We start from the raw sequence: 10,513 nt of genomic DNA, 5'->3' as shown, positions 1-10,513 counted from the left end.
GGGGGGGCCGGGGGGGGGGGGGGGCGGGGCCCCCCCCCCCCCCCCCGCCGCGGCCGGGTCAGGCGGATCCGGGCGCGGGGAGCAGACGACCGGACACGGCTCAGTGCTCGATCGGCCGGCGGGTACGCGCCCGCTTCAGCTCGAAGAACCCGTCGGTGCCGGAGACCAGCAGCACCCCGTCCCAGAGCCGGCCGGCCTCCTCGCCGCGCGGGATCGGGGCCAGCACCGGCCCGAAGAACGCGTGCACCCGCCCGTCGGCGTGGGTGACGTGGATGGTCGGCGTGCCGAGGTCCTCGCCGACCGGCGCCAGCCCGGCGTGGTGGCTGGCCCGCAGCGCCTCGTCGTGGTCGGTGGTGTCGGCGGCGTCGGCCAGTTCGGCGGGCAGGCCGACCTCGGTCAGCGCCGCCACGTACAACTTCCGGCCGATCGGGGCGCGCTCGTGGTGGATCCGCTCGCCGAGCGCCGTGTAGAGGTCGCGCAGCACTTCGGGGCCGTACTTCTGTTCGGCGGCCACACAGACCCGGACCGGGCCCAGGCCGGGCTTCAGCCACTCCCGGTACCACTCCTCCAGCCCCTCGCGCCCCTCATTGAGCAGGGACAGGCTCATCACGTGGAAGCGGATCGGCACGCTGCGCACCCGCTCCACCTCCAGCAGCCAGCGGGAGGCGTTCCAGGCCCACGGGCAGCGCGGGTCGAACCACATGTCGGCGGTGGGCATCGTCGTCTCGGTCCCTTCGGAGGTGTCGGTTGCCTTGTCGACGGTAGGCCGCCAAGTGGCCCATCAGCAGAGCCAATCCACGCGCCGATGACTGAGCCAATCGACGGATCGTCCGCGCCGGGTTTGACCACCCGGCGCGGTGGGAAGACACGCGCGCCGCGCGGGCCGGCCGGCCCGACGTCGCCGGACGCGCCCCACCACCCGTCCAGGCCGCGGCGGACCGCGAGGAGGAACGATGGCCCAGGCGGCCACCAGACCGAGCAGCGCCAGGAAAGCCACCGGGGCGCGCAAGGCCCCGATGCCGAACAAGGCCGCGGCGAAGAAGGTCGCCACCGCCACCAAGCGGGCGACCGGGACGACCGCGGCCAAGGCCCCCGGGCAGAAGCCGACGGCGACCACCGCGCGGGTGGCGCGGAAGAAGGACACCTCGGCCACCACCGCGACGCCCACCCGGCGGCCCACCGCGAAGGCGGTCGCCGCGAAGAAGACCACCACCGCGGCGAAGAAGGCCCCCGCCACGAAGGCCACGGCCAAGAAGGCTCCCGCCACGAAGGCCACGACGAAGAAGGCCACCGCCGCGAAGGCCCCCGCCAAGAGGGCGCCCGGCACCAGGTCGACGGTGAAGAAGGCCCCGGCCACGCGGACCACGGCCAAGCGGACCCCGGCCCCCAAGGGCACGGCCCACGCCGCCACCGTCAAGAAGGCCGCCGACCGCGCCGCCAAGGCCCGCCGGGTCGCCGAGACGCGTACGCCGGCGAAGAAGGCAACCACCATGGAGTCGTTCGGCACCCGGCGGACGGCCCGGACGGGCGCCCGGTGAGCCGTCGGCGAGAATGACCGGGTGGCGAAACGTGGTGCCCGCCGGAGCGCGGCCGACCCGACTGGCGGGCCCTGCCCGTGCGGCTCCGGCCTGCCGTACCCGGACTGCTGCGGCCCGATCCACCGGGGCGTCTCGGCGGCGGCCACCGCCGAGGCGCTGATGCGCTCCCGGTACAGCGCCTTCGCCGTGGGCGACACCGACCACCTGCTGCGCAGCTGGCACTCCCGCACCCGGCCGGCCCGCCTGCGGCCGGACCCGGCCACCCGGTGGACCCGGCTGGAGGTGCTCGACACCGACCGGGGCGGCCTGTTCGACGCCGAGGGCACCGTCCGGTTCCGCGCGCACTACCGGGAAGCCGGCCGGCCCGGCACGCTGGAGGAGCGGAGCCGGTTCGTCCGGGAGGACGGCCGCTGGGTCTACCTGGACGCCCTCCCGGACTGACCGCCCGTCAGCGGCCGGCGACCGCGGCGCGCAACGGCAGGCCCAGTCGCCCGACGGCCGCCCGGACCAGCTCGTCCGGCGGCGCCGCCACCTCCAGTACCACGCCGGACTCGTCCGGTCCCAGCGGCTCCAGGATCGCTCGCTGCGAGTCGAACAGGCTCGCCGGCATGTAGTGCCCGACCCGCCGATCCAACCGGTCCCGGATCAGCTCGGCCGCCCCGTCCAGGTGCAGGAACTCCACGACCGCCGGCCCCTGCCGCAGCACGTCCCGGTACGCCCGCTTCAGCGCCGAGCAGGTCAGCACGGTGGACACCCCCTCGGCGTGCCGGTCCGCCATCCACCCGGCCAGGGCGCGCAACCAGGGCCAGCGGTCCTCGTCGTCCAGCGGGACGCCGGCGCGCATCCGGGCCACGTTGGCCGCCGAGTGGAACTCGTCGGCCTCGGCGAAGCGCAGGCCGGTCAGCTCGCTGATCCCCCGGGCCACCGTCGTCTTGCCCGCCCCGGACACGCCCATCACCACGACGTGTCGGGTGGACGGCCGCTCACCAGTCATGGACGGTGCCGTCCTTGAGCCGGTTGAACGGCAGGTACGCCGGCTGGTACGGGTACCGGGCCGCCGCCTCCTCGTCCAGCTCCACGCCGAGGCCGGGCTGCTCGCCCGGGTGCAGGTAGCCGTCGGTGAAGGTGAACGACTGGCGGAACACCTCGTTGGTGAGCGGGCCGTGCTGCATGTACTCCTGGATGCCGAAGTTGTGGATGGCCAGGTCCAGGTGGAGCGCGGCGGCCATGCCGACCGGCGAGATGTCGGTCGGGCCGTGGATGCCGGACTTGATCTGGTACTGGGCGGCGTAGTCGAGCAGCTTGCGCATCGCGGTGATGCCCCCGGTGTGGGTGACGGCGGACCGGACGTAGTCGATCAGCTGTTCCCGGATCAACGTCTGGTAGTCCCACACGGTGTTGAAGACCTCGCCGATGGCCAGCGGGGTGGTGGTGTGCTGCCGGACCAGCCGCAACGCCTCCTGGTTCTCCGCCGGGGTGCAGTCCTCCAGCCAGAACAGGTCGTACGGTTCGAGCGCCTTGCCGAGCTTCGCGGCCTGGATCGGGGTCATCCGGTGGTGGCCGTCGTGCAGCAGCGGCAGCTCGGGGCCGAACTCGTTGCGGACCGCCTCGAACACGGCCGGCAGGTGGCGCAGGTACGCGCGGGTGTCCCAGTCCTCCTCGGCGGGCAGCGGGATGCGCTGGGCGGGCTCGTAGTCGTACCGCTTGCCGTCGATGCTGGGCTGGGCGGCGACGCCGTAGACGGCGTTGATGCCGGGCACCGCGGTCTGCACCCGGATCGACCGGTACCCCAGCTCGAGGTGGGCGCGGATGGAGTCGAACAGCTCGGGCAGGTCCCGTCCGGAGGCGTGCCCGTACGCCATGATCCCCGTCCGGGACGCGCCGCCGAGGAGCTGGTAGAGCGGCATCCCGGCGGCCTTGGCCTTGATGTCCCAGAGCGCGACGTCGACGGCGGCGATGGCCGCCATCGTGACCGGTCCGCGCCGCCAGTAGGCCGACCGGTACAGGAACTGCCAGGTGTCCTCGATGCCGTGCGGGTCCCGCCCGATCAGCAGGGGGACGACGTGGTCGGCCAGGTAGGACGCGACGGCCAGCTCCCGGCCGTTGAGGGTGGCGTCGCCCAGCCCGGTGAGCCCCTCATCAGTGGTGATCTTGAGGGTGACGAAGTTGCGGTCCGGGCTGGTGACGACGACGTCCGCTGCGACGATCTTCACGCGGGTGCCTTTCTTCGGGGTGGGTCAGCGAAGGGTGCTGCCGGGTTGCCGGTCGTCCAGGAGGGACAGCTCATCCCGGCGCGGCAGGGTCTCCCAGTCGCCGGATCCGGCGACGGCGAAGGCGCCGAGGGTGACCGCGCGGCGCAGCCGCCCGGCCAGGTCGAGGCCGTCCAGGTGGCCGGAGAGGTAGCCGGCCGTGAAGGCGTCCCCCGCGCCGACGGTGTCGACCGCCGTCACGGGCAGCGCCGCCGCGTCCCGGCGGCCCTCCCGGGTGTACGCGCGGGCCCCGTCGCCGCCGAGCTTCACCAGCACGGTCGACACGCCCCGGGCCAGCAGCCCGGCCACCAGCGTCTCCTCGTCGGCGCCGGCCGCGCCAACCAGGTCCAGCTCGTCGGCGGAGGCGACCACCACCGAGGCGTGCCCGGCGAGCGGGGTGAGCACGGCCCGCGCCGCGTCCCGGGACCAGAGCTTCGCCCGGTGGTTGACGTCGAGGCAGACCAGCGTGCCGGCCCGGGCGGCGGTCTCGGCCGCCCACGCGGTGGCCGCCCGGGCGGAGTCGGAGAGCGCCGGGGTGATCCCGGTCAGGTGCAGCACCCGGGCGCCGGCCGCCAGGGCAGGCTGCAGGTCGTCGACGCCCAGCGCCGACCCGGCCGAGCCGGCGCGCTGGTAGAGCACCCGGGTCAGGTCGGCGGTGCGCCGTTCCAGGAACATCAGCCCGGCGGGGCGCTCGGGGTCGCGGACCACGTGCGTCACGTCGACGCCCTCGGCGCGGAGCTGGCGCAGCAGGAAGCCGCCGAGCTCGTCGTCGCTGACCCGGCCGGCGAAGGCCGCCCGGTGGCCGAGCCGGGCCAGCCCGACGGCCACGTTGGACTCCGCCCCGGCCAGGTGCGGAGTGAGCGCGCCACCGGCCGTGAGCGGCCCGGCCGAGCGCAGCGAGACCAGCGCCTCGCCGAAGGTGAGCAGGTCGACGGTCATGCGACGGCGGCGACGTAGGCGCGGGCCCGGGCGCGCAGGGCGTCGAGGTCCCCGCCGGAGGCCGCGTCGCCGACCAGCGGCCCGCCGACGCCCACGGCGATCGCCCCGGCGGCGAGGTAGCCGGGCAGCTCGGCCAGCCCCACCCCACCGACGGCGACGAACGGGATGTCCGGGAACGGGTCGCGCAGCGCCTTCAGGTACGCGGGCCCGCCCAGCGAGGCCGGAAAGAGCTTCACGGCCGCGGCTCCCGCCCGGACCGCCGCGTACGCCTCGGTGGGGGTGAGCGCGCCGGCGGCCACCGGCAGCCCGCGGCGGGCCGCCTCCCCGATGGAGTCGACGACGGCCGGGGTGACGACGAACTGCGCGCCGGCCGCGGCCACGTCGGCGACGGCGGCCGGGGTGAGCACGGTGCCCGCGCCGACCAGGGAGCCGGGCGGGGCGGCGGCCCGGATCGCGGCGATGGCGTCGAGCGCGCCGGGCGTGGTCAGCGCCACCTCGATCACGCGGACGCCCTCGGCGAGCAGTGTGGTGCCGGTGGCGATGGCGGCGGCGGGGTCGGTGCCGCGGATGACCGCAAGCAGGCGGGTGGCGGTGAGTTCGGCGGTGAGGTCGAGGGTCATCTGGTCACCATTCCGCGTAGGAGCCGTCCCGGTGCCGCCACATGGGGCTGCGCCAGGCGTGGCCGCGCTTGTCGGCGGCGCGCACCGCCGCCTCGTCGATCTCGATGCCCAGGCCGGGCCCGGTGAGCCGCTCGACGTATCCGTCCACGAAGGTCAGCGGCGTCTTGTCGAGGCAGTAGTCGAGCACCTCGGCGCCGAGGTTGTAGTGGATGCCGATGCTCTGTTCCTGAATCAGGTAGTTCGGCGTGGCGAAGCCGACCTGGAGGCAGGCCGCGAGGGCGATCGGGCCGAGCGGGCAGTGCGGGGCGAGCTGGACGTCGTACACCTCGGCGAGCGCGGCGATCTTGCGGACCTCGGTGATGCCGCCGGCGTGCGAGAGGTCCGGCTGGGCGACCGCGATGCCGGCCTGGAGGACGGGCAGGAACTCCTGCCGGCTGTAGAGCCGCTCGCCCGTGGACACCGGCGTGGTGGTGGAGCGGACGAACTCGCCGATCAGGTGCGAGTTCTCCGGCACCACCGGCTCCTCAAGGAAGAACGGCCGGTAGGGCTCGAGCAGCGGGGCGACCCGGCGGGCGCTGGCCAGGCTGAACCGGCCGTGGAAGTCGACCGCCACGTCCCGGTGTTCACCGAGCACCTCGCGGGCGGCGGCCACCCGCTGGACCACCCCGTCGAGTTCGGCCACCGAGGCCACCGCGCTCATCCGGCCGGAGGCGTTCATCTTGACGGCGGTGAGGCCGGTCTCGACGGCGGCGCTGATCTGGTCGCGGACCTCGCCGGGCTCGTCGCCACCGACCCAGCCGTACACCCGGATCCGGTCCCGGACCGGGCCGCCGAGCAGCTGGTGCACGGGCGCGCCCCAGTGCTTGCCGGCGATGTCCCAGAGCGCCTGGTCGAGGCCGGCCACGGCGCTGGCCAGGATCGGCCCGCCCCGGTAGAACGACCCCTTGGTCAGCACCTGCCAGTGGTCCTCGATGCGCAACGCGTCCCGGCCGATCAGCATCTCGGCGAGCTGGTCGACCGCGGCGCGGACGGTCTCGGAGCGCCCCTCGCAGGTGGCCTCGCCCCAGCCGACGATGCCGGACTCGGTCTCCACCCGGACGAAGAGCCAGCGGGGCGCGACCAGGAAGGTCTCGATGCGCGCGATGGTGGTCACGGTGCTCAGCCCTTCGTCGCGCCGGCGGTGAGGCCGGAGACCACGTACTTCTGCACGAACAGGGCGATCACCATGATCGGCAGGGTGACCACGGTGGCCGCGGCCATCAGGCCGCCCCAGTCGATGCTGGCGTAGCCGACGAAGTCGAAGATCGCCACCGGCAGGGTCTTGGTGTCCGCGCCGGAGAGGACCAGGGCGAACATGAAGTTGTTCCAGGAGAAGATGAAGGACAGGATGCCGGCGGTGGCGATGCCCGGCACCGACAACGGCAGGGTGACCCGGCGGAACGCGCCGATGTGGGTGAGCCCGTCGACCAGCGCCGCCTCCTCCAGTTCCTCGGGAAGGCCGTCGAAGAAGCCCATCATGATGTAGACGATCAGCGGCAGCGAGACGAACATGTGGCTGAGGATCAGCACGGTGAAGCCGCCGACCAGCTGCAGGTTGGAGAAGACGTAGTACCAGGGCACCAGCAGCGAGACACCGGGGATGACCCGGGCCATCAGCACCACCAGGGCCGACTTCTTCATGTTGAAGCGGCTCATCGAGTAGGCGGCCGGCACGCCGAGGATCAGCGACAGCACGGTGGCGGCGAACGCCACCCACAGGCTGTTGCCGATGAACTGGACGTAGTGCGACTGCTTGAGCACGGTCGCGTAGTTGTCCAGGGTGGGCGAGAAGACCAGCGCCTTGCCGGTGTCGTAGATGTCGACGTTGGTCTTGAAGGACGCGGCGATCATCCACAGCAGCGGCGTGACCAGCGACAGCACCACGACGACGAGGGCCACCACCCGGAACACCCGGTACGCGGGACTGGCCTTCATCGCTTGGCCTCCTTGCGCCGGGCGGTCAGGGCCCACATCGACCCGATGATGATCAGGAAGAAGAGGATGAGGACGGTGGACGAGACGCCGTACTCGTTGTAGTCGAAGCTCAGCCCGTAGGCGTACACGTTGAGGGTCTCCACCTCGTGGAAGGAGCCGCCGCCGCGGCCCTTGGTGGCGTAGAGGATGTCGAAGGTCTTCAGCGCGTCGATGCCACGCAGCAGGATCGCGACGATCACCGTGGGCATCAGCAGCGGCAGGGTGACGTGGCGGAACCGCTGCCAGGTGCTGGCGCCGTCGATCCGCGCCGCCTCCTGGGGCTCCTCGGACAGCGAGCTCAACCCGGCGAGCAGGATCAGCACCACCATCGGCGTCCACTGCCACACGTCGATGAAGATCGTGGTGGGCAGGGCGGAGTGCTGGCCGGCGAGCCACGGCTGCGGGCCGATCCCGAACCAGCCGAGCACCTGGTTGGCCAGGCCGATGTTCGGGTCGAAGATGAGCCGCCACATCATGCCGACGGCCACCGGGGTGGCGACCAGCGGCATGAGGATGGCGACCCGGACCCACTTCTGGCCCTTGAACGGCCGCCACAGCAGCAGCGCGATGGCCATGCCGAGGACCACCTCGAACAGCAGCGCCACGAGGGTGAAGCCGGCGGTACGGCCGACCGCCGGCCAGAACCGGTCGGTGTCCGACAGCACGTCGAGGTAGTTCTGGAAGCCCACGAACTCGCTCTCGGCGCGGACGGACCCCTCGGCGTCGGTGAGGCTGAGCCAGGCGGTCCAGCCCAGCGGGATCACGATCAGGGCGCCGACGAAGGCCATCGCGGGCGCGGCGAAGAGCCACTTGCGGTGGTCGTTGGCCCAGCGCGCCCAGCCGGGCGTGTCGGGCATGACGCCGGCGCCGCCGGGCGCGCGGCTGGGGGTGGTGACGGTTGCCATGGGATCTCCGGGGTGGGCGGACCGACAGGGGTACGCGGGTGGCGGGGCGAACGCCCCACCACCCGCGCGCGTGTTACTTGGCCTCGTCGTCCAGGAACTTCTGGAAGGCGTCGTTGGCGGTGTCGGCCGCGGCCGCCGGGTCCTTGCCGGTGATCGCGTCGACGATCGGCTGGCCGACGAGCTCGCGGGCCTGGCCCACCTTCACCACGACGGGCCGGTCATGGGCGACGCCGCCCTTGGTGCTCGCGTTGATGGCCTCGACCAGGTCCTTCGGGTAGTTCGCGGTGCCCTCCGGGTTGGCCCAGACCGAGGTACGCGCGCTCGGCACGCCCGCCTTCTGCTGAGCGAGGGTCTGCTCCTTGCTCGTGGCCCACTCGACGAACTTCCAGGCGTTGCTCTTGTTCTTCGAGGCGTCGTTGATGCCCAGCGCCCACGACGGGATGTTGTACGGCTTGGAGCCGGCCGGGCCGGCCGGGAACGGCGCGAAGCCGACGGTGTCGGACACCTTGGACTTGGCCGGGTCGGTGGCGTTCTTGTAGAGCGAGTTGGCCTCGGTGTAGAAGGCGGCCTTGCCCTGGGTGAAGATGGCCATCGCCTCGGGCCAGCTCATGTCGGTGCTGACGTTGGCCGGGCCGGAGTCCTTGATCAGGCCGCCGTAGAAGGCGTACGCCTGCTTGGCGGCGTCGCTGTTGACGGTCGCCTTGCCGCTGCCGTCGACGAAGTCGCCGCCGAAGCTGTAGAGGAAGCTGGAGAACTGGGTGACCGCCGGCGACTTGCCGGTCCGGGCGACGAAGCCCGCGGTGCCCGGAACGCTGGCCTTGATCTTCGCGGCCGCGGTCTTCAGCTCGTCGAGGGTCTTCGGCGGGGCGCTCAGGCCGGCCTTGGCGAGCAGGTCCTTGCGGTAGTACAGGACCTCCTGCTCGGTGATGATCGGCACGCCCACCGGCTTGCCCTCGTAGCTGGTGGCCTCGACCGGGCCGGACTGGAAGTCGGAGTAGTCCCAGTCCTTGTTGGACTTCACGTGGTCGGAGAGGTCGGCCAGGTACTTGTTCTTGGCGAAGAGCTTCCCCTCCTGGAGGGGCCGGTACATCATCACGTCGAGGTCGGACGAGCCGGCGTTGAGCTTGACGTTGTACTGGTCGGAGAGCTGGTCCTCGCCGAGCTGGGTGATCTCGACCTTGAGCCCGGTCTGCTTCTCGAACTCGGGCAGGGCCGCCTTGATGTTCTCGGTCCAGACGTGGTTCGCGAGCGTCACCCGCACCGTCTTGGACGCGCCGCTGTCGTCACCGCCGCCGCCGCAGGCGGCCAGGCCCATGGCGACGACCACGGCCAGAGACGTACCGAATATCGATCGACGTCGCACGTCATCTCTCCTTTTCTCGTGGTCGCCGCCCCGGGGGAAGAGCGCCACAACGCTGTAACGTCCGCTTAACGACCGGATGCTAGGCCGAAAAAGCGGATTTATTCAAGGGTTGATTGCCAACTGATATGCTCCGACCCGTGGATCACTCCTCCTCCGGGGGCGAGACCGGGCTGCACGCCCGCGTACTCGACGAACTCGGCACGGCCGTCTGCGGCGGCGAACTGGCCGCCGGCTCGGTGCTCAACATCGACGAGCTCGTCGACCGGCACGCGGTCTCCCGGTCGGTGATCCGCGAGGTCCTCCGGGTGCTCGCGTCGATGGGCCTCATCGAGACGCGGCGCCGGGTCGGCGTCATGATCCGACCCGCCGAGGCGTGGAACGTCTTCGACCCGCAGCTCATCCGCTGGCGGCTCGCCTCCGCCGGGCGGATGGCGCAGCTCCGCTCGATCACCGAGCTGCGGACCGCGGTCGAGCCGCACGCCGCCTGGCTGGCCGCCGGCCGGATCTCCCCCGACGACGCCAGCGACCTGGTCGGGATCGCGGCGAAGATGTGGGCCGCCGGCCAGGCCGGTGACGAGGACCGGTTCCTCCGCCTCGACATCGAGTTCCACCGGCGGGTCCTGGCCGCCTCCGGCAACGAGATGTTCGGCAAGCTCCGGGAACTGGTCGCCGAGGTGCTCACCGGCCGCCACCACTACCACCTCATGCCGCACCACCCGGACCAGCAGGCGCTGCAGCTGCACGCCGACGTGGCCTCGGCGATCCAGCGCCGCGACGGCGAAGCGGCCCGCCGCGCCATGGTGCAGATCATGGAGCAGGCATTCGACGAGATGAAGTCGATGTGGGAGCAGACGACCGAACCGGACCCGGTGGGCTGACCACGCAT

General features: G+C 72.3%; 12 protein-coding genes. 3 read left to right on the top strand and 9 right to left on the bottom strand.

What is annotated here, in order from left to right; translation table 11 throughout:
- Positions 1 to 100: 100 nt before the first annotated feature.
- On the bottom strand, positions 101 to 718 hold the full coding sequence (locus AB0F68_RS23760; protein WP_357341778.1) for a disulfide bond formation protein DsbA: 618 nt from the start codon (positions 716 to 718) through the stop codon (positions 101 to 103).
- Positions 719 to 953: 235 nt separating this feature from the next.
- Between AB0F68_RS23760 and AB0F68_RS23755 the strand changes: the two genes are divergently transcribed.
- Together AB0F68_RS23755 and AB0F68_RS23750 are read left to right on the top strand one after the other, a co-directional pair.
- Positions 954 to 1,538, top strand: a complete 585-nt coding sequence (locus tag AB0F68_RS23755) for a histone H1 (RefSeq protein WP_357341776.1) — start codon at positions 954 to 956, stop codon at positions 1,536 to 1,538.
- 21 nt (positions 1,539 to 1,559) lie between these two features.
- On the top strand, positions 1,560 to 1,979 hold the full coding sequence (locus AB0F68_RS23750) for a YchJ family protein (protein WP_357341774.1): 420 nt from the start codon (positions 1,560 to 1,562) through the stop codon (positions 1,977 to 1,979).
- Between the two features lie 7 nt (positions 1,980 to 1,986).
- Here AB0F68_RS23750 and AB0F68_RS23745 read toward each other — a convergent pair whose 3' ends face one another.
- The 8 genes from AB0F68_RS23745 to AB0F68_RS23710 all read right to left on the bottom strand — a co-directional run bounded on the left by AB0F68_RS23745 (position 1,987) and on the right by AB0F68_RS23710 (position 9,627).
- Entirely contained in the window at positions 1,987 to 2,532 is a 546-nt protein-coding gene (locus tag AB0F68_RS23745; RefSeq protein ID WP_357341772.1) for a gluconokinase, read from the bottom strand.
- Complete coding sequence (gene manD, locus AB0F68_RS23740) at positions 2,522 to 3,751, bottom strand: D-mannonate dehydratase ManD (RefSeq protein ID WP_357341770.1); 1,230 nt, start codon at positions 3,749 to 3,751, stop codon at positions 2,522 to 2,524. Before manD ends, AB0F68_RS23745 begins: the two co-directional genes overlap by 11 nt.
- Before the next feature lie 24 nt (positions 3,752 to 3,775).
- The gene (locus AB0F68_RS23735; RefSeq protein WP_357341765.1) at positions 3,776 to 4,726 is read right to left on the bottom strand and encodes a sugar kinase; all 951 of its coding nucleotides are present in this window, start codon (positions 4,724 to 4,726) and stop codon (positions 3,776 to 3,778) included.
- Entirely contained in the window at positions 4,723 to 5,346 is a 624-nt protein-coding gene (locus tag AB0F68_RS23730; protein ID WP_357341763.1) for a bifunctional 4-hydroxy-2-oxoglutarate aldolase/2-dehydro-3-deoxy-phosphogluconate aldolase, read from the bottom strand. The genes AB0F68_RS23735 and AB0F68_RS23730 overlap by 4 nt, the downstream gene beginning before the upstream one ends.
- Before the next feature lie 4 nt (positions 5,347 to 5,350).
- Positions 5,351 to 6,499: a galactonate dehydratase gene (gene dgoD, locus AB0F68_RS23725; RefSeq protein WP_357341761.1), complete on the bottom strand. Its 1,149-nt coding sequence runs from the start codon at positions 6,497 to 6,499 to the stop codon at positions 5,351 to 5,353.
- Between the two features lie 5 nt (positions 6,500 to 6,504).
- Entirely contained in the window at positions 6,505 to 7,320 is an 816-nt protein-coding gene (locus AB0F68_RS23720; protein WP_357341759.1) for a carbohydrate ABC transporter permease, read from the bottom strand.
- On the bottom strand, positions 7,317 to 8,264 hold the full coding sequence (locus AB0F68_RS23715) for a sugar ABC transporter permease (protein WP_357341757.1): 948 nt from the start codon (positions 8,262 to 8,264) through the stop codon (positions 7,317 to 7,319). Before AB0F68_RS23715 ends, AB0F68_RS23720 begins: the two co-directional genes overlap by 4 nt.
- A gap of 73 nt (positions 8,265 to 8,337) precedes the next feature.
- Positions 8,338 to 9,627, bottom strand: a complete 1,290-nt coding sequence (locus AB0F68_RS23710; RefSeq protein WP_357341755.1) for a sugar ABC transporter substrate-binding protein — start codon at positions 9,625 to 9,627, stop codon at positions 8,338 to 8,340.
- Positions 9,628 to 9,764: 137 nt separating this feature from the next.
- On the opposite strand from AB0F68_RS23710, the gene AB0F68_RS23705 reads away from it, so the two are divergent.
- Positions 9,765 to 10,505, top strand: a complete 741-nt coding sequence (locus AB0F68_RS23705) for a FadR/GntR family transcriptional regulator (RefSeq protein WP_357341753.1) — start codon at positions 9,765 to 9,767, stop codon at positions 10,503 to 10,505.
- Positions 10,506 to 10,513 lie beyond the last annotated feature (8 nt).

It is taken from the genome of Micromonospora sp. NPDC023966, from assembly GCF_040639095.1.
Taxonomy (GTDB): Bacteria; Actinomycetota; Actinomycetes; order Mycobacteriales; family Micromonosporaceae; genus Micromonospora.
Note: the sequence above shows the minus strand (reverse complement) of the source record. Positions and strands in the feature narration are given on the sequence as shown.